The organism is Gemmatimonas sp. (assembly GCF_021298855.1).
Lineage (GTDB): Bacteria > Gemmatimonadota > Gemmatimonadetes > Gemmatimonadales > Gemmatimonadaceae > Gemmatimonas.
Window position 1 is genome coordinate 29,706 of the sequence record NZ_JAJTHI010000072.1, and the last position, 23,966, is coordinate 53,671.

The following is a 23,966-nucleotide window of genomic DNA, read 5'->3' on the forward strand; positions in this document are numbered from 1 at the left end:
AGGGGGTCAGCGCTTGGCCGCCGCCCGGGAGCGCACCAGCGCGCGCTCACGCTCCACCCGCTGCAGAATCGTGTTCCAGTCGGTCACGCTGGGCACGCTTTCCAGTTGGGCCGTGACGGGCTGATTGAGATCGATCTGCCCGTCGAACACCAGCAGCGCCGACTGGACCTCGCGCTGCTTCAGTCGGTACTCGCCAAACCCCGGCGTGAGCGGCACGATGTCCAGCGGTCGGAAATCGCGACCGGTGTTGGAGATGATGAATTCCTGCGGGGAGAAGCGGGTCTCACCCTGCTCGAGCGCGAAAAAGCTCACGTACCAGATGGAATACGACGGGAGGCGATTGCGCTCCTTCACCGCCAGCAGCGCCTGCGCCTTGCTGGCCTGCAGCTCCCGCAGTGATCGGTAGGAATCGGGAGAGAGCAACCGGATGAATCGCTCGTCCAGCGGAATGGCGCGGATCTGCAGGCCGTTGGCCGGCGATGACTTGAGCGCGATGTCGTCCTGCCGCAGGGTGCCGTACCCGGCAGGGACCCAGTTCGGATCAAGGGTGTCCCCGGGGACGCCCGCCTGACCTGCGGGTGGCACGCCGGTGGGCGGAACCTGCGCCGCCGCGGGCCCGGCACTCGCACAGGCCGACAGCGCCACGCACGCCAGCAGCGCGAGCGCCGGCTGCCGTACGAGGCGCGTCATGGCGCCTCCTTCCAGTGTGGCATGGCGAGCAAGGCCATGAGCGCGGACGCCAACTCGTCGCGCCCCTGTCCGGTCTGGGCACTGAAGGGCACGATCTGATCAGGATCGAGCCCAAGCTGTCGCGCCAGCGCCTGCACGCGCGGTGCCACCTCGGCGCGCCGCAGCTTGTCCACCTTGGTCACGGCGAAGATGGTGGGCACCCCCAGCTCGGCCAGGAAGTCGAGCATGACCATGTCGTCGTCGGTGGGATCGTGGCGCACGTCGAGCAGTTGCACCACGCCCCACAGCTTCGGGCTGTCGGTCAGGTACCCTTCAATGAGCGGGCGCCATTCGGCCTTGCGCGCCTTGCTGATGCGCGCGTAGCCGTACCCCGGCAGGTCGGCCAGCACGAACTGCCGGTTCACGTCGAAGAAATGAATCTCGCGGGTGCGCCCCGGCGTGTTGCTCACGCGCGCGAACGCCTTGCGCTTCATGAGCCTGTTCAGCAGCGACGACTTGCCCACGTTGGAGCGCCCCACGAAGGCCACTTCGGGATACGAGGGATCCGGGCGCCAGCCGTCGCGCGTGGACATGGGCCCCAGGTATTCGAGGTGCCGGATCACCAGGGGATCGGCCGCTGCCCCCGTGGCGGGCGTCGCGTCCTCGCTCATGCCACGATCTCGTCGCCCGTCGCCATGATCACGCGCTCCTCGTGCAGGGCCGGGACGTCCCCCCGCAGCGCGAGGGTGAGCACTTCATCCATGGACTTCACCGGGTGCCAGATGACGCCGTTGCGCACGTCCTCCGGCAGCTCCGCCAGATCCTTGCTGTTGCCGGCCGGCACGATCACATGCGCGATGCGGTGCCGGTGCGCGGCCACACCCTTCTCCCGCACCCCGCCAATGGGCAGGACCCGCCCGCGCAACGTGATCTCGCCCGTCATGGCGACATCGCCACGTACGGGAATACCCGTGAGCGCGCTCGTAAGTGCCGTGGCCAGCGCGATGCCGGCCGACGGGCCGTCCTTGGGCGTGGCACCCGCCGGCAGATGCACGTGGATGTCACGCGTCCGATGGAAATCGGGGGAAAGGCCCAGCGCTCCCGCCCGCCCGCGCACAAAGCTCAGCGCCGCCGCGGCCGACTCCTTGATAACGTCACCCAGCGTGCCGGTGAGTTGCAAGCGGCCGCGGCCGGGCACCACGCTCACTTCGATCTCCAGCAGTTCGCCCCCCGTGCTCGTGTAGGCGAGGCCGCTGGCCACGCCCACCTGATCCCGAAGTTCCGGGTCGTCGTCGCCATGCTGCGGCGTGCCCAGCATCTCCCGCAGCTGCGCGGCGGTGATCTTCACCGTACCACGGCCGCTCCAGTCGCGACGCGCCAGCTTGCGGGAAAGACGGGCAATGCGGCGCTCGAGATCGCGCACCCCGGCTTCGCGAGTGTACTGCCGGATGATCGTCGGCAGCACGTCGTCGGCGAGCGCGACCCGTTCGGCGGGTACGCCATTCGCCACCAGCTGTTTCGGCACGAGAAACTGCTTCGCAATGGCGAGCTTCTCCTGCTCGAGGTAGCCGGGCAGGCGAATGATCTCCATGCGATCCCGCAGCGCCTCGGGAATGCTGGACAGCGAGTTCGCGGTGGTCACGAAGAGCACCTGCGACAGGTCGTAGTCCACCTCGAGGAAGTGATCGGTGAACGCGTGGTTCTGCTCCGGATCGAGCACCTCGAGCAGCGCCGCGGCCGGGTCACCGCGCCAGTCAGCGCCCAGCTTGTCGATTTCGTCCAGCAGGATGACCGGATTCACGCTCTCCGCGCGGCGCATGGCCTGCAGGATGCGCCCGGGCATGGACCCGATGTAGGTGCGACGATGCCCGCGGATCTCCGCCTCGTCGCGCACCCCGCCAAGGGCCATGCGCACGAACTTGCGGCCGAGCGCGTGGGCGATGGAACGCCCCAGGGACGTCTTGCCCACGCCGGGCGGCCCGACCAGGCACAGGATGGGTCCGGCCAGCTTCCCGACCCGCGCCAGCACGGCGATGTGGTCGAGGATGCGCTCCTTCACCTCGGTGAGACCATGGTGGTCTCCCTCGAGGGAGGCCTGCGCGAGCGCCAGGTCGGTCGTGTCGGCCGTGCGTGCCTCCCAGGGAAGCGCCAGGACCCAGTCGAGCCACCCGCGGGCCACGGCCGCATCGGGACTGGTCGGCGAGCTGCGCTTGAGCCGGCGCAACTCACGCTGCGCGCGCGCCGCCACGGCCTCGGGGAGCCCCCGTGCTGCCAGTTGCCGCGCCAGCTCCTCGAACTCGTCTCCCTCTTCCTGCCCGAGCTCCTTGTGAATGGCGCGGAGCTGCTCCTGAAGAAAGAACTCGCGCTGGTTCTGGAAGAGGGATCCCCGGACCTGCTCGTCGATCTTCCGCTCCAGCTTGAGCAATTCGAGTTCGGCGCCCAGCATCTGCACCAGCTGTCCGGCCAGGTCGGCAAGACTGTTGGCCCCCAGCAGCGCCTGGCGCTGCTCAATGGGAATCTGCAGGTGGGCCGCCATGCCGAAGGCCATGCGTTCTTCGTCGTCGAGCCCCTGCAGGAGACCGATCACCTCGGGCGGCAAGCGGCGCTGCAGCCCTGCGTACTCCTCGAAGAGCGCCAGCGCGTGGCGAATGCGGGCGTGCGTGGTGTCACCGCCGGTCCGGCCGGTGCTCCGGCTCTTCTTGAGCGGCAGCGCCTCCACGCGTGCTTCGAGCATGGTGCCGGCCTTGAGCCCCCTGGTGCGGGTCATGGCCTTCACAGTGCCGAAGCGCGTCACCTTCACCCGTTCGAACCCGTCGACCAGGATGCGGGTGGTGCCGTTGGCCACGCGGGAGGCCTGCTGCACGCGTGCGCGCACGCCAATGCGGTACAGGTCGCTGCCCGCGGGCACGTTCACGTCGGCGTTGCGCTGGGTGACCAGCAGGATTTCCCGATTTCCCTCGAGCGCCGCGGTCACGGCCGCGAGCGAGGCGTCGCGCCCGATCAGGAGGGGCATGGCCACGTGGGGGAACAACACCACGTCGCGAAGCGGAAGGACCGGCAGCTTGGGGCCGCCGGTCCTCGAAGTGCGTTGCGTGCTCAGGCTTCCTTCTTCTGCCGCTTGGGCGCGATTTCGAGGAGGGGTGGGGCGCCGCTCGAGACGGCGTTTTCGGTCACCCGGACCTCCACGACGTCGTCGCGTGTCGGCAGTTCGAACATGGTGTCGAGGAGCGTTTCCTCGAGAATGGCGCGCAGTCCACGGGCACCCGTGCCGCGCTTGAGGGCCTTCTGGGCCACGGCGCGCAGCGCCGTCTCCTCGAAGGTGATCTTCACGTCTTCCAGGTCGAAGAGGCGCTGGTACTGCTTGGTGAGCGCGTTCTTGGGCTCCTTGAGGATGCTCACCAGCGCGTCCTCGTCGAGCGCCTCCAGAGGCACGCACACCGGCAGACGACCCACCAGTTCGGGGATGATGCCGAAGCGCAGCAGATCGTCGGGTTCGACTTCCGCGAAGGGCGTCTTGGGGGTGGTCTGCTTGATGGACACCACCTTGCTGTCGCCCTTCTTGCTGTCGAAGCCCAACTGGCGCTTGCCCGTCCGTGACTCGATGATCTTCTCGAGCCCGTCGAAGGCGCCGCCGCAGATGAACAGGATGTCCTTGGTGTTGATCTGGATGTATTCCTGCTGCGGATGCTTCCGGCCGCCCTGCGGCGGCACGCTGGCCACGGTGCCCTCGAGGATCTTGAGCAGCGCCTGCTGCACGCCCTCCCCCGACACGTCGCGCGTGATGCTCGGGTTCTCCGACTTGCGCGCGATCTTGTCGATCTCGTCGATATAGACGATGCCGCGCTCGCACTCGGCCACGTTGAAGTCGCCGGCCTGCAGCAGCCGCACCAGGATGTTCTCCACGTCCTCGCCCACGTATCCCGCCTCGGTGAGCGTGGTCGCGTCGGCAATGGTGAACGGGACGTCGAGAATGCGCGCCAGCGTCTGCGCGAGCAGCGTCTTGCCGGTGCCGGTGGGGCCGATGAGCAGGATGTTCGACTTGTCCAGCTCGACGTCGTCCTCCCGCGCCGTGCCCGCGGCATTGATGCGCTTGTAGTGGTTGTACACCGCCACCGACAGCGCCTTCTTGGCCTGCTCCTGCCCGATCACGTACTGATCGAGGATGTTCTTGATTTCACGCGGGGTGGGCACCTGCGTGATCGATTCGGCAACCTCGCGCTCCTCGTCCTCCGCCAGAATCTCGTTGCAGAGGGCGATGCACTCGTTGCAGATGTACACCGACGGGCCCGAAATGAACTTCCGGACGGCGTCCTTGGACTTTCCGCAGAAAGAGCAGCGCAGATGCTTGTCGTGGGACATAACGATCCGGTACAGTGGGCAAGTCGGGGACGAAATCCCCGCCCGGCAAAGAAATGCAAGGCACGGCTGGACCACGCCGTACCGCTGGAAGAGTTAAACCCCTGAGACAGGCAGGGTCAAGCGAAACGCCGTGGTGGAGAGTGTCGGCACCCTCCCGCCAAATCCCAACCGGCGCCAAGTTCCAGCAAACCCCGCCGGACCGCCGGTGGCTGGACCGTTTCCCCCGCTGATACCCCCGTCCCCGTCACAGGTACCCACCCGCCGCATGTGGCCCTTCGAAGGCTTCCTGTTCGTTCACATCGCCTGCGGGGCGGTGGGGCTGGTCCTGTTCTGGATCCCCACGCTCGGGCGCAAGGGAAGCCAGACCCACCGGAAGGTGGGGCACTGGTACGCCCGCCTGATGCTGGTCACGGCCAGCATGGCGATCGGCATGTCCATCACCACCCTGCTCGATCCGCTCACCACGCACCCCAAGCAGGTCGCGCTCGCCTGGCCGCAGTACCGCATCGAGGGGATCTTCGGCTGGATGATGCTGTACCTCGCCATCCTCACCATTCAGCTCGTCTGGCACGGCGTGGCGACCATTCGCAACAAGAAGAATCACCCGGCCAACCGGCATCCGGCGAACGTGGCGCTCAACGTGCTCACGATCGTGGCGGCCCTCTACTGCGCCTATCGGGGATGGCTCATCGACGAAAGGCTCATGGAGGCGTTCGCGATCGTGGGCGTGGCCTCGGGGCTCACGAACCTCTGGTTCATCTACAGTGCCGCACCCAGTCGCATCATGTACCAGCTGGAGCATGTGAAGGCCATCGTGGGGTCGGGCATCTCCGTGTACACCGCGTTCATGGCCTTCGGCTTCGTGCGCCTCAATCCCGGTCACGCGCTGAATCCCAAGATGTGGGCCATTCCACTGGCCGTGGGGCTGGTCATCATCATCTACCATCAGGCGCGCATCCGGCTGGCCTTCTACCGCACGCGACGGGGCCCAGGGCCCGCACCGGCTGCCGGAGCTGAGGCGTGACGGGCGCCGTCACGCTCTGGCGTCCCCCCGCCCCCACCCCCCGGCCACCGGTCCCGTCGCTGCTGCGCCTGCTCTGGCGTCGCGAGAAGGACCTGCTGAGCCTCCTCCCCGACCTCGCCTATCGCGAGATGATCACGCCGCTCGGCTACACGCGGCGGGGGATTCTGCTCGTCAACGACCCGGTCTGGGTGTCCCGCATCCTCACCGATCACGACACCTTCCCCAAGAACGATCTGTTCGTGGAGGCGCTCGAGGATCTGGTGGGCAACTCCATGTTCGTTACCAGCGGCGACACCTGGCGCCGACAGCGCAAAATGGTGGATCCGGCGTTCTCGCACATGCGGATCAACCGGGCCTTCGAGTTCATGGCGGCGGCCGTGGACGATTACGAGCAGCGCCTCACGTCGCAGGCCCGAAACGGGGAGACCTTCTCCCTCGACGCGGCCATGAGCCACCTCACCGCCGACGTCATCACGCGCACCATCTTCTCCGTCCCGCTGGAAGGGCAGACCTCGCACGACGTGTTCGAGGACTTCATGCGCTTCGAGCGACAGGTGGGGAGCATCGACATCAAGCGCCTGCTCTGGGACAAGCCGTGGTCGCCGGTCACGCAGCCCGAGGCGGTGCGGCAGGCGTGCGCCCGCATTCGCATGCACCTGGGGGCCATGCTGGATGCGCGTCTGCAGCATCCCGAGTACGACGACATTGCCGGGGCCATTCTGGAGGCGCGCGACAGCGACACCGGTGCCCCGTTCACGCGCGACGAACTCATCGACCAGCTCGGCGTGTTCTTCCTCGCCGGGCACGAAACCACGGCCAGTTCGCTCACCTGGGCGTTCTTCATCCTGTCGCAGCGCCCCGACGTGGTCGAGCGCATTCGCGACGAGGTGCGCGCCGTGGCCGGCGACGGCCCGGTACTGCTCGAGCACACGAAGCGGTTGCCCTACGTGCGCAACTTCTTTCGCGAGGTGCTGCGACTCTATCCGCCCATCACCTTCCTGCCGCGCGTGGCGGGCAAGGACACCGAGATTGCCGGGCGACGGGTGCCGCGGGGGACCATGCTCATGATTGCGCCGTGGTCGATTCACCGCCACGTGAAGTTGTGGAAGGATCCGGCGCTGTTCGATCCCGACCGGTTTCTCCCCGAGCGCGAGGCCGAGCAGGTGCCGGGCAGCTACCTGCCATTCGGCGCCGGACCGCGCATCTGCGTGGGGGCGGCGTTCGCCACCATCGAGACGGCGCTCATCATTGCCCGGTTGGCGCGACACTTCGATTTCGAGACGCTCCAGCCGGAGACGGTACGGCCCTATGCGCGGCTCACCACGCGTCCGGCCGTGGAGATCATGATGCGCGTCCGGGCGCGGTGAGCGCCGGCCGCGTGAGGCGCGGCGCGGGGGAGGCGCACGGCCTGCGGTAAACGCGAACGGAGGCACGAGGGATGTCCCCGTGCCTCCGTTGTTCGGTGGCTCCGCGCCACGGTCACTTGGCGGCGACGAGCTCCGCCTGATGCTGGATGACGTTGTCCACGAGGCCGTACACGCGGGCGTCCTCGGCGCTCATGAAGCGATCCCGGTCGGTGTCGCGCTCGATCTGCTCGATCGGGCGCCCGGAGTGCTTGGCCATGAGCTCGTTCATCTTGCTGCGGAGATAGAGGATCTCCTTGGCCTGGATTTCGATGTCCGAGGCCGAGCCGCCGCCGCCGTTCTGCGACGGCTGGTGGATCATGATGCGGCTGTGCGGCAGCGCACTGCGATGGCCGGCGGCGCCAGCGCAGAGCAGGAAGGCGCCCATCGAGGCGGCCATACCCATGCACGTGGTGTGCACCGGTGCCTTGATGAACTGCATGGTGTCGTACATCGCCAATCCGGCGGACACGGACCCGCCCGGCGAGTTGATGTACAGGTGGATGGGCTTCTCGGGGTTGTCGGCCTCGAGAAACAGCATCTGCGCGATGATGATGTTCGCGACGTCGTCGTTGATCGGCGACCCCAGGAACACGATGCGGTCCATCAACAGGCGCGAGAAGATGTCATACGTGCGCTCGCCACGGCTCGAGCGCTCGATGATGTACGGCATGTAGATCGATGCCATCACGTTCTCCATTCAGGTGACTACAAGACGGCGGCTCACGCCGTCGTCACGGGATTCTTCTCGAGCAACCAGGTGAACACCTTCTCCTCGGTGATCTCGCGCTCGATCTCCTGCAGGCGCCCCTGCTTCTGGAGCTGCGCGTACACCTGACCGGGATCGGCGTTCCGGGCCTTCGCCATCTCTTCCACGCGCGCATCGACCTCGGAGGCGCTGGCGGCGATCGACTCACGCTCGGCGATCGTATCCACGATCAGGTCGCGACGCACCTGATTCTCCGCCATCGGATAGAATTCCTTGGCGAAGGTCTGCTTCTGCGCGTCGGGGACCCCGTACATCTGCATATACCCCTCGACGAGCTGCATGACCCACGCCTTGGGCACGTCGAACGGGTTGGTTTCCACGATCTGCCGCACGAGCTGGCCGCGCAGGTCGGCCTCGGCCTCGCGGCGCGCATGCTCGCCCATGTCGGTCCGCACCGTGGCACGCAGCGCGTCGAGGGTGTCGAAGTCTCCGACCTCGCGCGCGAACGCATCGTCGAGCGCCGGCAGCGCCTTGCGCTTCACGTCCTTGACCACCACGCGCACGAGCTTGGAGACGCCGCGCTGCGTCTCATCGGGGAAATCGTCGGGCCAGCGCACCGACTTCTCGGCGGTGGCACCAGGCGCGGTTTCCATGATGAGTTCCTCGATGCCGGCGATCGCCTGGCCACCCCCCAGCACGAGCCGGTACTCCTTCCCTTCGGGCAGCGATCCGTCGGGCTCGGCGGTGGAGAGCAGCACGGTGACCATGTCCCCCTCGGCCGCCTTGTCCTCCACCGGCGACCACTCCGCCTTCTGTTCACGGATGCGTTCGATCTGCTCGTCGACGAGCTCGTCGGTTACGGCCGATTCGGTCCGCGTGAGCGTGTACCCTTCGAGCTTCTCCAGCGCCAGTTCCGGGCGCACTTCACAGTGCAGCTCGAACTCCAGCGGCTGCCCCGGGACGGCCTTGAGGTCGTGCACATGCGGCTGGGCGGCGAGCTTCAACCCTTCCCGCTCAATGGCCTCGCGGAACGCCTCGTTGATCACGAGTTCGATGGCTTCCTGACGCACCGCCTCGGGGAACTTCTTGCGTACCATGGACGGCGGAGCCTTGCCCGGGCGGAACCCCGGAAGGCGGACCTGCGTCGCGTACTTGCGCGCCGCCTGGTCCTCATAGGAGGCCACGGTATCGGCCGGCACCGTGATCTGCAGGCGCCGGGAGACGCCAGCGGTCTCGGTCGGAGTAATGGTGATGTTCATCCGGCCAAATCTAGCGGGGGAGGGGGGGAGACTGGAGGGGGAGACCCGAGAATCGAGCGCGCTCATGTCTCTGTCGCCGCCTCTCGACTCTCCTGCTCGGCGCCTGAGGACTCAGGGCCGAGGGACGAGGGGTCAGACCGGTGCCAGCGTGGGCGCCGGCGTTTTTGCTCCCTTGCGCGCGGGGGCGCCCCCGATGAGCTCCGCCACGATCTTCCCCGATGCGATGACCCCCGGCAGGCCGGCCCCCGGGTGCGTGCCCGCGCCGCAGAAGTACAGGTTGGGGATGTCCTTGCTCTGGTTGTGCGGCCGCATGTACGCCGACTGTGTCAGCACCGGCTGCGGACCGAAGGCACTCCCCAGGTAGCTGTTGAGCGTGTTCTCGAAGTACCGGGGATCGATGCGCCGTTCGGTGACGATGTGCTGCTGCAGGTCGGGCAGATACCGGTCTTCGAGGTACTGCATGATCCGGTCGCGATAGCGCTGACCCACCGCTTCCCAGTCGGTGCCGCTGCCCAGATGCGGCACGGGCGAGAGCACGTACCAGCAGTCGTGCCCCGGCGGGGCGAGCGAGGGATCGGTGGCGGTGGGGCGATGCAGATACAGCGAGAAGTCGTCGGACAGGATCTTGCGCTCGAAAATGTCCTCGAGCAACTCCTTGTAGCGCGGACCCATGATGATCTCGTGGTGCGCCGTGCCCGGGTACTGCTTGTTGGTGCCAAAGTAGATCACGAACAGCGACATGGAGTGCTGCAGGTTCTCCACCTTGCGGTTCGGCACACTGGGGCGCTTGTCGGGCGCGATGAGCGTGCGGTAGGCCTGCACCAGATCGCCGTTGCACACCACGGCGTCCGCGCGCAGCTGCTGCCCGTTCTTGAGGCGCACGCCAGTGGTGCGGCGGCTCTCGCCCACGAGGATTTCGTCCACCTCGCTGTTCAGCCGAAGTTCGCCGCCCAGATCTTCGAAGGCCTGGATGAGGGCCCGCACGAGCGCCCCCGTGCCGCCCATGGCAAAGAGCACTCCCCACTGCTGCTCGAGCTTGTGGATGAGCGCATACACGCTCGACGAGCGATACGGATTGCCACCCACGAGGAGCGGGTGGAAGGAGAAGACCTGCCGCAGGCGCTCGTCCCGGATGTACTTCTCGGCGAACCCGGCCACGGAGCGGTCGGCCCGCGTACGCACCAGGTCGGGGATCGCCTTCACCATGGAGCCCATGGTGAGGAACGGCTTGTCGATGAGCGGCATGCCGACGTTGAAGATCTCCCACGACTTCTCGCGGAAGCGACGATAGCCCTCCACGTCGCGGGGAGAGAACGCCTCGACCTGACGGAAGATGTCGTCCTTGTCGCCGTTGTAATGGAAGACGCTGCCATCCTCGAACCGGATGTTGTAGAACGGATCGAGCAGGACGAGCTTGATGTAGTCTTCCGTCTTGCGGCCGGTCAGGGCAAACAGTTCGTCGAGCACCCAGGGCGCCGTGACGATCGTCGGGCCCCCATCGAACGTGAACCCATCCTGCTCGAACACGTATGCGCGGCCACCCGGTTTGTCGAGCTTCTCGACAATGGTGACCTCGTGTCCCTGGGCTTGCAGACGGATGGCGGCGGCGATGCCGCCGAAGCCACTGCCAATGACAACGATGCGCATGGATCGGAAAGCTGGAGGATCGGGACGCCGCCGCCGCGTGGTCAGCGACGCAGCAGGACGGCGATGTGCCAGAGGTGAATGACCATGGCCGACAGCATGGCAATGGCAAACCCCTCCGGCGACGGGTCAGGACGCCGGTGGAAGATCATGGCTGCAACGAGAGACCCCCCCGCTCCGAGAAACGACACGATCCGCGCAACATTGGGCTTCCCCAATGCGGAGTCGGGCTTGCGCCGCTGCCAGATCACCAGCACCAGCGCCTCGAACACGATGAGAACGAGGATGCCGATCGGCAGGGCATCAGAGTCGAAAATGGGAACGAGGCGATCCATGTCGCAGTCCAGGAGGCTAACGCGGCAGCGGTGCGCGGTGTGCCCGGGAACCCCCTATGGCTGCGGCCGCCTTGCGCGAAATGTAGGGGAAAAGGAAACGGCCGGGCGAGTGGCCCGGCCGTTTCGCCCGAGGGGAGCCTCGGTCAGTGCGTACCGAGCGCGCGGTCGCGCACCGACCGCAGCGGGGCGGTCCCCAGACTCGTCACCGGCGCCGGATCGTTGCGCAGCGCCGCCCACAGGGGGATCACCATGGCGATCGTGCCCAGCACCCCCGCCGGCACCATGTCCCAGCGGAAGCAGATGGCCAGCGGCAGCAGCCCATTGATGGCGTAGAGCGCAATCGGCAACCGGTGCGGCGACACCTTGGCCACCCACTCCGACGGCGGCACGAAGGCCAGCATGACCCGCGCCACGAGGATGCCCGTGAGCAGCCAGCCGAGCCAATTGGTGATGGGCATGCCGAAGAAGATGGGCTTGCCGATGAACTGCTCGAAGGCACTCCGGTCGGACAGGTCGCCGATTTCCCAGATCCAATGCGTGGTCTTCACCATGGCCGGGTCCATGGAGACATCCCAAAGCGTGAGCACGACCCCGCCCACCAGCGACCACCACCACTTGGAGACGTTGTCGTCCTTCCCCTGCAGGAAGCGCCCGCACATGGCCAGCGAGGCCACCAGCATGTAGAACCACGAGGTCGGGATGTTGAACGGGACCTTACCGCCAATCTTGTAGCCCAGCTGGCTCGTGTACTCGTACGCACCGAACGGGTAATCCCAGCGGGTGCCCACGTACTCCGACGTGAGCGCCAGCACGAACGCCACGAGGAAGGTGATCACCGCCTTGCGCGTTCCCACGGCCCAGGCGAGGAACGCGAGCCCGGAGATGGCCCCCAGGGTGACGGTCGTGGCGCCGCCGTACGTGTAGCCAAGCGCCATCACCTTCTGGTTCTGCGGCGTCTGCAACCACTCCGGATACGGCGGCAGCAGGAACGTGGCAAAGGCGAATGCGGAAAACGCGCTGAAAAACAGATGCCCCAGCAAGGTGATCGACGCGATCTTGAAGAGCGTCGACCTCGTGCGGTCCTGTTGGTCCGTGTACAGGGTCATGCGAACTGCACCTCAGGCAAGACGGACAAGAGCATCGGCGTTGGACGATGCCGTGTTGGGTTCCCACACGATGCGCGGGCCATGGCCCAGCGCGGACAGATCGGGCGTGGGGGCGCGGTACCGCCACGCGTTCCAGAGAATGCCCACGCGCGCGAGCCGCCCAATGCGGGCTCGCGACGAAATGGTATCGTAGCCCTGGGCCTCGATGGCGGTCAGGATGCCGGCGTAGCCCGTGGCGCAGGCGGCCGCACACCGCTGGGCGTCGGCATCGAGCAGCGCAATGCCCGGCATCGCCGCCGCATACAAGGCGCGCGCCCGGCTCACCTCGAAGGCCATGAGCCTGGCCCACGACGCATGGCGCGCCAATGCGGGATCGCGCGCCAGCACGTCCTGCGCGGTCAGCCCGAAGCGCGCCATGTCCTCGGCCGGCAGGTAGCAGCGTCCGCGCCCCGCATCTTCACCCACATCCCGCAGGATGTTGGTGAGCTGCATGGCGGTACCCAGCGTGCGTGCGTACTGAATGGCCTTGACCCGCATGGCCGGACCAGCCGGCACGCCGAAGACGTAGGTGCACATCTCACCCACCGAACTCGCCACCCCCTCGCAGTACTGCTCGAGCTCGGGCCACGTGGCGTACGTGTGCGCCTCGAGATCGCGACCCACGCCATCGAGCAGCTCGAAGAGGGGGGCGGGGGACACCTCATACGCCCGCGTTACCCACGCCATCTCGCGGAAGATGGGGCCCGACGGACGCCCATCGAGCGCGGCCTGCAGCTGCTCGCGGTACGCGTCGAGCTGCAGGCGCAGCGCCACCAGATTGCCATGATCGGCCTGATCCACCAGGTCGTCGGCCACGCGGCAGAAGGCATAGAGCGCATAGGCCGCACGGCGCTTCTCCAGCGGCAGCAGCTTGCTGGCCAGGGAGAAGGTGCGCGCATGCGCCATCGTGATGCGCGCACACTCCGCCGCATCGGTGTGCGTGGCGGGTGCGATCATGCCACCGGACTCGGAAGACGCCGAGGTTTCATCGAAGCGATGTCAGGCAGGGATGACGAAGATGGCACAGACTGGCCCGGAAACCGCAGTGAGCCCCGGCAACATGTTAACGCAGGACGGGACAACGGGTTCCAGCCCCCTTGGGGGGCGAAAACGCGACGGCGCCGGAGATGACAATGAACCTGTGACCGCTTGGTCCAACTGTCAACATTTTGGTTACAGGACAGGTGTAACGGACCGCTGACACCCAAAGCGCCCCGGACATCAGGGTGATGACCGGGGCGCTCGGCCGCCTGGTGGGGACGCGAGGGACTACTCCCGACGTCCGGGGCCAACCTGGCCCCGTAACTCACCACCGGGATTCCGTCGCGTATGGATGTTGAGGTACGTCGATCCCGCCCGCATGCGCGTGATCACCGAGTCCCACGTGAACGGCGCGACCATGGTCAATGAGGCGCGTGACACACGGTTCTGGCGCAGTATGCCGCCCGATGTCCCGACGGAGATGTTGCCGACACCGGGCGCCCGGGAGGCCTCGGTCGGGACGAACCACGCCATGACCGGCCCATTCTGCCCGGCCACGTTGGCGTGGAAGTGTGCCATGGTGATCGAGTCGATGCCGGCAACATAGATCTCGTATTGGAGCGTGTTCGGATCCTCCAGCACCCAGTTGGCCCACCCGGTCGCGCTGGTGGTCACTGCCGGCACCTCGTTGGCGCCGCTCAGCGTCGTGGTGAAGTTCGTCTTCTCCGGCGCCGAGGCAGAAATGACCGCGTAGTTCTCGGAGCAGGCGGCGAGCCCGACGGCCGTCGCCAACGCGGCGACGGCCAATATGCGATGCGTCATGAGCCGTGGACTCCTCTTAAGCGTTGCGATCGATGCAGGCGACGAACTTGCTGTTGTTCGTCTCGATGAAGGGCACCGGGTAGTTCACATCAACTCCGTAGGTGCCGCCCTTGTGGAACACGCCAGTGGGGAACACCGCCTCGGCATTCCGTCCGTACTGGCGCACGAGCCGGCGGAGGTCACCGAGGCGATGTCCGGTCAGGAACATCCAGTAGGCGCGCTCCTTGAACACCTGGTCGACTTCCGCAGCCGTATTGGCACCGCGGGCCAGCGGGGGCAGCGCGGCGATCGCCGGGGGGTTGAACGCGGCCGGGAGCGCCGCGTTCGTGATCAATGTCGGCAGCGCAGCACGCAGGGTGTTGAGCGTAGCGACATAATCACCACCGGTCCGCTGCTGGTTTTCCGCCTCGATCAGACGGGCCTCGACGCCATCCGCCAGCACAACGGTTGCCGACCGATTCATGTACTTGGTCTGCACGTTCATCAACGTGATGTTGTCGGCGCCGACGCGCGGGAAGAAGGCCACCCCAGTGCCCCGTGGCGAGAACACGCGAGGATCGGTGGCCCCATCCGTGAAGAACGGTAGCCCGTTGATCCCTTCCCGGTCACCAACCGAAAAGCGGGGGAAGTTCTGCGTCGGCAAGAACACGCCGTTGTTCTGACGTCCGGAGTTTTCGGAGTGGAACAGGTTGTAGCGATAGCCTGTCGGCACGAGCGCGACCGCTGTGGCCGCATCGGCAAAGCGCCCGAGATTGAGGAGCGCCCGCCCGCGTCCAATCCGCGTCAGGTTCAGGATTCTGGTCTGCTCGGCCGTTGGTGTGGCCGGAGTGCCGATCAACGCCAATGCCGAGTCGAACTTCGCCACGGCGCGCGTATACAGCACCTGATTGGAGAGCGGCTCGCCCAGCTCGGGCGTCCCCGCGTCGACGTCGAACGTCGAGAGTGGAATGCCGTTGCAGTACATCTCGGCGAGCATGACATACGTGAATCCGGCAAGCGCCTGCACTTCCGCGCGCAACGGGTTCGTCGGCTGGACCCTGGCAAAGGTACGCTCAACGCGCTCGGCCGTGGCCCGGGCGCGCTGCAGCGACCGGTAGATACCATCGAGCGTGCCGTTGATTGGGTTGGTGGAACGCACATCCATCTCGAACCGCGTCGGGAAGGTCTCGGCCCAGATGAACTCGTCGGCCAAAAGACCGCCGAGCGTGATCACGCCATCTTCGCCACCGGCACCCATCGCCACCTGCAGGTCGGAAATGACCGAGGCGCGCAGCGTCGGCAGGACGGCCGGATCCGCCAGCGATTCGGGCGTGGCGACGTCGGGGTCTTCAACGGCCAACAGGCTGTCCTTCGAGCAGCCCGCGGTGGTCAGCAACGCTGCCCCGAGGGAAACCATCATCAGGTGGCGCAGGGAACGAGCCCGTGGCGCCGACCCAGGCATGGAAGTCGTCATGATAAGGGTCGGTGGAGTTAGAAGGTCAGGTTCAGGCGCGCCGTGATCCGGCGCACCGGCGGAGCGGTCAGGAAGTCCTGTGTGCCGAAGTTGGAGTTCGTGGCTGACAGCACTTCCGGGTCGAATCCGGTGTAGTTCGTCCACAGTGCCAGGTTGCGGGCGCCGATCGTCAGCGAAGCGCCAGCGGCGCGCATCTTCCGCGCCCACTGCACCGGCAACGTGTACGTGCCGGCGATCTCGCTCAACCGCACGAAGCTCGCGTCCTCGATGTAGCCGTCACTCGTGCCCATCGCGCGAGCGGTCGACTTCACCTGATCGCTGAGCGGGGCATTGCGATCCCAGAAATCGGGGCCGTTGGCAAAACCGCCGTTGTTCCGGAACTCGCGCGTGTTGTTGTACAGCTTGTTACCGCCGCGGTAATTCACGAGCGCCGTCAACTGCAGCGACTTGAACAGCGTGATGCTCGTGTTGAACGCCATTTCACGCGCCGGCAACGGCTGACCGATGTAGTCGAGCGAGTCGGACAGCACGATCTCGCAGCGGGGGCCTCCCACCAGCTGGGGATTGGCCAGGCCACCGTAGCTCGGGCAGTTGACCCGGCTGATGATCCCGTCGCCGTTGAGGTCGCTGTAGCTGAGGATGCGGCGCTGGAAGTATCCGCCCGCCGGGAAACCAGCCCGGAACTGCTGCGTGCCGAACACGATCGGCGCAATGACCTGTCCATCTGCCGTTCCCAGGTCGACGATGCGGTTCGCAAACGTCGTGAACGTGACGTTCTGCTCGAAGCGGATCTTGTCGTTGTCGATCGGTCGGACCGTGATCGATCCTTCCGCGCCGCGCGTGCGCATGAGCGACAGATTCACGAACTGATTGGCGGCGACACCGAGCGATGGCGCCAGCGTGCGCTGCACCAGCAGGTCCGTGGTGTTGCGCCGGAACCCGGTGAACTCGCCCGAGAGGCGCGCATTGAACGCGGAAAATTCGAAGCCGGCTTCCGTCTCCGCCGTGATTTCGGGGCTCAGGAAGGCATTGCCGACCGGGCCACCAATAGTGACCGCTGGCAGGTTGGCCGAGGCATCCGTGATGTTGACCGACACCGGATTGAAGAACGTCTGCGACTGGCGAAAGCCAGGACGCTGGCCGGCACGCCCGTACGCGGCGCGCAAGCGCAGCGTATTCAGCCAGTCCAATTTCGGGAACCAGTTCTCCTCGCTGATCACGTACGACGAGGTGATGCTGGGATAGTAGGTCCACCCGGCCGCCGAGTTGCCGAACACCGAGGCGTCGTCGAAGCGCAGCGCCGTCGTGAGGAACAGACGATCGTTCCACTCGAACCGCTGCTCCACGAATCCGGCCACCGTGACGATCTGCTGATTGACCTCGTTCACCGTGAAGCGAGCGCTCGCGCCATTCAACGACGACGTGCCCGGCAGCAGCACCGCGCCCGAGGCATCCGTCCGGCGCGTCTGCTCATTCAGATACTGACCGCCCGCCGTCGTCACCGAGCGAATGCCGTCGGTCAGGTTGAAGGTCCCGGTCAGCGACCCCGTGGCCGACAGCGACGGGATGTAGGACTTGGACTGAAAGCGCGACCCTTCGATCGACGCCGCGTTGAGGAAGACACGGCCCGGCGGCACCAGCGTCTGGTCGTCACGGCGGAGCAGGTCACCACCAACCCGCATCGTGCCCTTGAGCCAGCTCTTGGGCGTCCAATTCAGCGTACTCGCCAGCACCAGACGCTGGATGTTCTGCTGCTGCTGCTGCACGAAGTACTGCGTCACCGGCACGTTTGAAGTCACGTAGCCGCGGGAAAGGGAGTCGTTGTTGGCCGCGCACTCGACGATTCGGGTCCGAGTCGCCGGGTTGCAATCGAACGCGCCACCGAGCAGGCCGGCGGACAGCGTGCCGGCAAACAGGTTGTCGTTCAGCGGGAAGCCCGATGAACTGTTCAGGTACCCGATATTGACCACCGCCTGCAGGGAAGGCAGTACGTTGGCCGACACGTTCGCCCTGAAGTTGCGCCGGTACAGGTTGTTCGGCGCGAAGATGCCGCGGTCCTGTTCGATGTCCGCGGCGAGGTAGTACTGCGCATCCTGCCCGCCACCCGAGACGGAGAGGCCGTAGCTCTCATTGCCACCGGTGCGGAACGGATTTTCGTTGATGAAGGGGCTGTTCTTGTACAGCGTATCCGGCGTGACGCAGGTGCGCAGCACCTGGGCCTCACGCGAGCAGGCACCAACGCGCGCACCCGCCGCATTCCGCCCGACCTGACGGTAGTTGACCAGCAGCAACGCATCATTTGAGAGCGTGCCATTGCTTGACAGGTCCAGTAGCGTTTCCTGCTGGCCAAGTTCGCCATAGAAGTTCCACCGCGCCTTCCCCGCCTTGCCGCGCTTGGTGGTGATCTGAATGACGCCGTTGGCGGCGCCGGTGCCGTAGAGCGCGGTCGCCGCCGGCCCCTTGATCACCTGAATGTCCTCGATGTCTTCCGGGTTGATGTCATCGAAGCGCGACGCTTGCGCACCACCGACGCCGAACGTCAGTGAGCCCACGTTGTTGTTCGCGAAGACGCCGTCGATCACCAGCAACGGATCATTCGACAGGTTGATCGAGGTCACGCCACGCAACCGGATCCGGCTTCCCACGCCGCTGGTGCCGGCCCCCTGCTGCACCACGATACCCGGGGTGCGTGCAGCCAGCACCTGCGAGAAGTTGGCGACCGTCGCCGGATTGAAGGCGCCCGAGTCAATCCGGCTGATGGAGGCACCCACCTCGCGCTTGCGCTGCTGCTCACCGGTCGCCGAGATGGTGATCGCGTCGAGGTTCGTGGCGGCCACGCTGAGCGCGAAATTGGCCGTCACCGTGCCGCCTGTCGTCACCGTGACGCTGGCCACCCCTTGGGAATAGCCCAGCCGAATCGCACGGAGCGTATAGGTGCCGGCGGGGAGGCCGGTGATGCGATAGGTACCGTTGGCGTCCGAGCGGCCAGCGCTCACGCTGCCCACGACCTGCACCCGGACGTCTGACAGTGGTCCCTTGGTGCCGACGTCGGTCACCCTTCCAGTGACCGCGCCGGTTGCGGCTTGGCCCCCTGCACCCTGGCTGATGCCGGCGAGTGACAGCAGCAAGGCCACGACGCGCGTGACACGTGATCTAGTCAACTGCATGAAACAGCCTCCGGAGCGGGACGAGGGAGCAGGGCGTGCACTCGCGGTGCAAGACGCGCGTGGATGGGGCCAACCGCGCTGATAAACTGATGAGGCTCCCAAATGGTGCCCACGGGGCCAGCGAGGAGCGGATGCCGGTGTGAGGAAGTGCTGGACGGAACCGGTTGGCACTTCCGCAAAAAAAGAGAAAGGGAGGAGCCCGAAGGCTCCTCCCTGATCCGTCCTGCACACCACGCGCTGCTGGTTACGGCGTGCGCATGTTGGGATTGTTGTCACGCTCGACGAACGGAATCGGATAGCAGGTGTCCGTTCCCGTGTTGCCGATGCCGGGCTTGAAGTACGGCTGCCCGGTCGCCGTCACGCCCGCCGTGGCCGCCGGATCGCGGCGGAAGTCGGCCACGCGCTTGCCTTCGAGATAGAAGTCATAGCCGCGCTGCGTGAACAGCTCGCGCTTCACGCTCGCCGCGTCCTGCGGACCGCTGTACGGCACCAGGCCGGCCGCCGCCCGGCGGGCGTTGATCAGCGTCAGCTGCGTGGTCACGTTCCCCGACGCTTCGGCCGCGATGTAGTCGGCTTCCAGCTTGCTCGCGAGGCGGATGGGCGCCGCATAGCCGGGGAACTTGAACTGCTGGTGGAACCCACCAGGCACGGGATCCTGCGGCTGCGCCGTGGGCGCGGGCGTACCGCCCTGCACACGGTACGGCACGCGCGGATCGTTCGTGCGCCAGAACGGAGCCACACTGATCGACCCACGGTCGAAGCTGAAGAACCACAGGTCGTTCGACAGGCGGGCCCGATTACCCGGGTCGTCCGTGTAGCGCATGTTGAACTCGAACCCGGCCGGTACGGCCGCGGCATCCGCCGCCGCCCCGGCATTGTCCCGGCGCTGCAGGCGCGCACGGGCGCGGCCCACGAGCGCCAGGTTCGCCAGCGATGCGCCTTCCGCCGTCCCGTTGGCGCGCCCCACCTCGATACCGCGGGTGAGCCAGAAGGAGGCCGAATCGAGCATCTGATTTGTGTTGAGTTCCGGCCCCGACGAGAAGCTGCCGGTGCAGAAATCGCTGGCCATCTGCAGCATGGCAAAGCCACGGAACGTGGCCGCACGCGCCACGCTGATGTTGGTGTTCGGGTTCGGCAGCTCGAGGTCGAGCACCTGCTTGGCCGAGGCGATGGCGCGCGACAACGGCGCCCACACGTCGCCGTTCAGCGACCCGTTGAGCGGCGTGATGTTGCGGACGCCGAACTCGTTGCGCGTGGGGAACGTGTCGGACACGTTCGCCTCGCCGCTGAACCAGGCGCCGTACATCGCGAGCAGCCCGAACATGTCGACGAAGTTCTGCTGCGCCGACAGCGCCAGGGTGTTGCCGCTCGACACCGGGTCCACCGTGGAGGCGTCGATGACGTTGGGATTGGTCACGGTGACGAACTCGTCACCGCAGGCGGTCGCGCCGAGGGCGAGTACCGCACCCGCCGCCGTGCGCGAAACCGCGCGGACGATCTTCTTCATGGGATGGTTGCGGTCAGAAGTTGAGATTGAAACGGAGCACCGAGCGGCGCGGCAGCGGCGCCGTGAGGAAGTCTTCGCGCGCGAACGCACCCGTCTGCGAATTCACTTCCGGGTCGGCACCGGAGAAGTTGCTCCACAGGCGCACGTTCTGGAACGCCAGCGTCACCGAGGCGCCCTGCACGCGCTTGCCCAGCTTGTCCATCAGAAAGCGAGGCACATCGTACGTGGCGGACAGTTCGCGGAGGCGCACGAAGTCACCGCGCTCGATGTAGGGCTCGCGGGCGTCGTTCACCGGCACCGCCGACCCGTTGGCTTCCGACACGAACGGGCCGAACCGGCGCAGCCGCTCTTCGGCCGACAGGGCCGTGGGGTCGAGGCGCAGGTTCGAACGCACCAGCTGCGTCTCGCGGAAGAAGCGCGTGTTGTTGTACACCGCGAAGTCACGCTTCGCGTCGAGCAGCGCGGCAATGCGCAGATTCTTGAAGAGCGTCAGGGTGTTCGTGATGTTCCACTCGAGCGTCGGGAACAGGTTGCCCACCGGCTCGAGCGTATCGCTCACCACCACGCGGTTGGCTGCCACATCGACCGAGCGCACGCGCTTGGCCACCATCACGCCGAGCTGCTGACCCTCGAGGGCGCGACCCACGCCACCCAGCGCGAAGGGCGAAATGCCACCCAGGCTCGTCAGCTCGTTGCGCAGCGTGTTGGCCGCACCGCGGACGTCCCAGCGCACGTTGCGCTTGTTCACCGCCGTCACGTTCACCGCCACTTCCACACCCTGGTTCAGCACGGAGCCGAGATTGGCCAGCGGGTTGGCGTTGAAGCCAAGCGACGGCGGAATCGGACGGGCGATGATCAGGTCCTGCGTGGTCTTGCGGAAGAACGTGAGTTCCGTCGACACCTTGTTGTCGAAGAAGCCGGCATCGAGCCCCGCCTCGAACTCCGTGCCGCGTTCCGGCTTGAGGTCGGCGTTGCCGGGGTTGCCGAGCACGGCGCCGGCGAGCGTCGTGCCGGTGATGTTGTACGACGCCGCCGCCAGCGTGGTGAGCGCGTCACCCGGGTTCGGCGAGCGACCCGTGGTACCGTAGGCCGCGCGGAGGCGCAACGTGTTCACGAAGCGGCTCAGGGGGGAGAAGAAGCTTTCTTCGCTGATCGCCCACGAACCGCCGATCTTGGGGAGCACGAAGCTCGGCGCCTGGTCACCGAACGACGAGTTGCGGTCGATGCGCACGCCCACCTGCAGGAAGCGCTTGTTCTGGTTGCCGATCTGCAGCTGGCCGAGATAGCCGTACTGACGCTGCTCCGTGAAGCCGCCACCGCCCGTGGTCTGCGACCCCGAGCCGATCGAGTTGTTCGCGTTGGTCACGAAGCCGATGCCGGTGGCGTTCAGGTTCGTGTTGCGGGTCGAGATGACCTGGAGGCCGAACGAGAGGTTCGTTTCCCAGTCGCTCCCCCACTGCTTCTTCATGTTGCCGAGATAGTCGAACGTGTAGCGCTCCGCGCCGCGGCTGGTCTGGGCGTTGCTGCCGCCGTCGGTCAGCCCACCGTACCAGAGGCTGTCGTTGCGCGGGAAGAAGCTGGTCTGCAGGTCGTTCGCGAAGTCGAGACCGCCGGTGAACCGGTTGGTGAACCACTCGGTCGGCGCGTAGTTGGCCGTGATGCTCGACGTGACGCGCTTGGAGAGCAGCTGCCGATACACCGAGTTGATGGCGTTGAACTGGCGGTTGGAGAACCAGCCGTTGTTCGACAACCCGGCATTCGGCCCGTCATTGCGGGTGGCGGGGCTGCCCAGCAGGGCGCCGCCGAGCCAGCCGAAGATGTTGTTGTCGTTGTCCGGGAGGCGCGTCGCCGTCTGCACGAGGCCGAGGCCGATGTCGAAGTTGAGCTTCGAGTTGGCGATGTAGTTGGCGTTCGTACGGAGGTTGTAGCGGTTGAAGCTTTCGTTCGGCAGCGTGCCCGACGAGTTGTCCGAACCATAGTTGAGGGCGAAGCCGTAGTTCTGGCCGCCACCCCGGATGCCGTAGTTCACGAGCCGCTCGGTGCCGTCGCGGAAGGCGCCGACGCGCTCGAGCGGGTTGTCGCTCACCAGGTCGCCCACTGCGCGACCGCGGCAGAGCGGGTTGGTGCTCGTGGGGGCCACGGTCGCCGCCGTGCAATTGGCGAAGTTGTCGGGGATGTCCCAGTACGACACGCTCGACGTGCCCTGTTCGGCGCGCAGCGTCTGCTGGAAGTTGCCCGAGCCGGCCTTGCCCTTCTTCGTGATGATCTGGATCACGCCGGCCGATGCGTCGGCACCGTACAGCGTCGCGGCTGCGGGGCCCTTCACCACCTCGATGCTTTCGATTTCATCGGGGTTGAGGTCGTTGAAGCGGTCGTAGGCCTGACCCGACTGTCCGGACCCGATGATGCCTTCGTTCACGCGCACGCCGTCGATGAAGACGAGCGGCTGGTTCGACAGGTTGATCGAGGAGGCGCCGCGGATGCGGATCTGCGTGGCCGTACCCTTCGTGCCCGACTGCGAGCTGAGCGCCACACCGGGCACGCGCGACTGCAGCAGGTTGGCCACGTTCGTGACGGGCGCATCCTTGATGATGTCTGCCGCCGTGACGGAGGCGACGAGCGCCGACTGCGCCTTGCGCTCCTGGTTGCCGGCGGTGCCGGTCACGACGACTTCGGACAGGTTGATGGCCGACGTGGACATCTCGAAGTTGAGATTGGTCGTCGTGCCGGCGGTGACGGTGGCCGTCTGCGTGACCGACTTGTAGCCGATGCGCAGGGCGGCGACGGTGACGCTACCCGCCCGAACGTTCAGGAGGCGGTACTCACCGTCCTTGTTGGTGGGGGCGGCCAACATGGTTCCCACGAGGGAAATCCGAACATCCGAAATTGGCAGCTTGGTGGCGGCGTCGATCACCTTGCCGCTGATGGTTCCGGTGGGCGCCTGCTGCGCGCCCAACGATCCCGCCAGGACCAGGGAGGTTACCGCTGCTGCCCAACGGGTAATGCTCAACCGATGGGACATCAACTTCTCCAGAGAGTGGAACAGAGGAGGAGGGCCCCGCAGCGAAACGGGCGGGGCGAGGAGGGGAACGCGCCGTGAGCGAGGACGGGCCGGTTGGGGGGCCAGTCGCGCCGACACGGGACGAATATGGATGCTAACCGAAAAGTTTACAAAGAGTAGACAGTGGCCGCGGCTCGACCCACCGAATGCCGGCCGGGCGGTCAGGGATGGCCGGAGGCAACCGGCCGGGTTCGCGCAAGTTCCCGCTAATGGAACAACCAGGGCGCCGATGGCTCCTGCGCCTTGACGGGGGCTGGTACCGGGGTTCACGTTCGCGCATCCGTCAGAGTGTGTGGATCAGTCTGCCGGATGCTCCCCACCAGGGGCAGCGTTGCGCCCCGTCCTGCCCCCAGTCTCCACACAGGCTGCACTCCCCAGTGCCTGCTCGATGACGCCGTATCTCACATTTCTGCTCTACCTGACCGCCA

17 protein-coding genes are annotated in these 23,966 nt (G+C 66.3%); 2 read left to right on the forward strand and 15 right to left on the reverse strand.

Going from position 1 to position 23,966, the window contains the following annotated elements; all coding sequences use genetic code 11:
* Nucleotides 1–6: 6 nt before the first annotated feature.
* The 4 genes from LW840_RS16320 to clpX are packed head-to-tail and all read right to left on the reverse strand — an operon-like array spanning nucleotide 7 to nucleotide 5,028.
* Nucleotides 7–690 carry a hypothetical protein gene (locus LW840_RS16320; protein WP_291260791.1) on the reverse strand — a complete coding sequence of 228 codons (684 nt, stop codon included), beginning with the start codon at nucleotides 688–690 and terminating at the stop codon, nucleotides 7–9.
* Nucleotides 687–1,340 carry a ribosome biogenesis GTP-binding protein YihA/YsxC gene (yihA, locus tag LW840_RS16325; protein WP_291260792.1) on the reverse strand — a complete coding sequence of 218 codons (654 nt, stop codon included), beginning with the start codon at nucleotides 1,338–1,340 and terminating at the stop codon, nucleotides 687–689. Before yihA ends, LW840_RS16320 begins: the two co-directional genes overlap by 4 nt.
* Nucleotides 1,337–3,769, reverse strand: coding sequence for an endopeptidase La (gene lon, locus LW840_RS16330; RefSeq protein WP_291260836.1), 2,433 nt, complete (start codon nucleotides 3,767–3,769; stop codon nucleotides 1,337–1,339). Before lon ends, yihA begins: the two co-directional genes overlap by 4 nt.
* The gene (gene clpX / locus LW840_RS16335) at nucleotides 3,766–5,028 is read right to left on the reverse strand and encodes an ATP-dependent Clp protease ATP-binding subunit ClpX (protein WP_291260793.1); all 1,263 of its coding nucleotides are present in this window, start codon (nucleotides 5,026–5,028) and stop codon (nucleotides 3,766–3,768) included. The genes lon and clpX overlap by 4 nt, the downstream gene beginning before the upstream one ends.
* Nucleotides 5,029–5,293: 265 nt before the next feature.
* Between clpX and LW840_RS16340 the strand changes: the two genes are divergently transcribed.
* Together LW840_RS16340 and LW840_RS16345 are read left to right on the forward strand one after the other, a co-directional pair.
* Nucleotides 5,294–6,052 (forward strand): hypothetical protein, encoded by a 759-nt coding sequence (locus LW840_RS16340; RefSeq protein ID WP_291267480.1) that lies wholly within the window; start codon nucleotides 5,294–5,296, stop codon nucleotides 6,050–6,052.
* Entirely contained in the window at nucleotides 6,049–7,419 is a 1,371-nt protein-coding gene (locus LW840_RS16345) for a cytochrome P450 (RefSeq protein WP_291260795.1), read from the forward strand. Before LW840_RS16340 ends, LW840_RS16345 begins: the two co-directional genes overlap by 4 nt.
* 112 nt (nucleotides 7,420–7,531) lie before the next feature.
* On the opposite strand, the gene LW840_RS16350 is transcribed toward LW840_RS16345, so the two are convergent.
* From LW840_RS16350 to LW840_RS16400, 11 genes are all read right to left on the reverse strand, one after another.
* Nucleotides 7,532–8,143 carry an ATP-dependent Clp protease proteolytic subunit gene (locus tag LW840_RS16350; protein ID WP_291260796.1) on the reverse strand — a complete coding sequence of 204 codons (612 nt, stop codon included), beginning with the start codon at nucleotides 8,141–8,143 and terminating at the stop codon, nucleotides 7,532–7,534.
* Nucleotides 8,144–8,178: 35 nt separating this feature from the next.
* A complete protein-coding gene (tig, locus tag LW840_RS16355) occupies nucleotides 8,179–9,423 on the reverse strand; it encodes a trigger factor (RefSeq protein ID WP_291260797.1) in 1,245 nt (414 codons plus the stop codon).
* Between the two features lie 132 nt (nucleotides 9,424–9,555).
* Complete coding sequence (locus tag LW840_RS16360) at nucleotides 9,556–11,070, reverse strand: phytoene desaturase (RefSeq protein ID WP_291267482.1); 1,515 nt, start codon at nucleotides 11,068–11,070, stop codon at nucleotides 9,556–9,558.
* Between the two features lie 41 nt (nucleotides 11,071–11,111).
* Nucleotides 11,112–11,402 (reverse strand): hypothetical protein, encoded by a 291-nt coding sequence (locus tag LW840_RS16365; protein WP_291267483.1) that lies wholly within the window; start codon nucleotides 11,400–11,402, stop codon nucleotides 11,112–11,114.
* Between the two features lie 143 nt (nucleotides 11,403–11,545).
* Nucleotides 11,546–12,508 carry a carotenoid biosynthesis protein gene (locus LW840_RS16370; RefSeq protein ID WP_291267484.1) on the reverse strand — a complete coding sequence of 321 codons (963 nt, stop codon included), beginning with the start codon at nucleotides 12,506–12,508 and terminating at the stop codon, nucleotides 11,546–11,548.
* A 12-nt stretch (nucleotides 12,509–12,520) separates the two neighbouring features.
* Nucleotides 12,521–13,504 (reverse strand): phytoene/squalene synthase family protein, encoded by a 984-nt coding sequence (locus tag LW840_RS16375; RefSeq protein WP_291267485.1) that lies wholly within the window; start codon nucleotides 13,502–13,504, stop codon nucleotides 12,521–12,523.
* A gap of 312 nt (nucleotides 13,505–13,816) precedes the next feature.
* Nucleotides 13,817–14,350, reverse strand: coding sequence for a CHRD domain-containing protein (locus LW840_RS16380; RefSeq protein WP_291269450.1), 534 nt, complete (start codon nucleotides 14,348–14,350; stop codon nucleotides 13,817–13,819).
* A 16-nt stretch (nucleotides 14,351–14,366) separates the two neighbouring features.
* Complete coding sequence (locus LW840_RS16385) at nucleotides 14,367–15,803, reverse strand: hypothetical protein (protein ID WP_291277384.1); 1,437 nt, start codon at nucleotides 15,801–15,803, stop codon at nucleotides 14,367–14,369.
* Between the two features lie 17 nt (nucleotides 15,804–15,820).
* Entirely contained in the window at nucleotides 15,821–18,859 is a 3,039-nt protein-coding gene (locus LW840_RS16390; protein WP_291277385.1) for a SusC/RagA family TonB-linked outer membrane protein, read from the reverse strand.
* Nucleotides 18,860–19,214: 355 nt separating this feature from the next.
* The gene (locus tag LW840_RS16395) at nucleotides 19,215–20,477 is read right to left on the reverse strand and encodes a hypothetical protein (RefSeq protein WP_291277386.1); all 1,263 of its coding nucleotides are present in this window, start codon (nucleotides 20,475–20,477) and stop codon (nucleotides 19,215–19,217) included.
* A 13-nt stretch (nucleotides 20,478–20,490) separates the two neighbouring features.
* The gene (locus LW840_RS16400; RefSeq protein WP_291277387.1) at nucleotides 20,491–23,499 is read right to left on the reverse strand and encodes a SusC/RagA family TonB-linked outer membrane protein; all 3,009 of its coding nucleotides are present in this window, start codon (nucleotides 23,497–23,499) and stop codon (nucleotides 20,491–20,493) included.
* Between the last annotated feature and the right edge of the window lie 467 nt (nucleotides 23,500–23,966).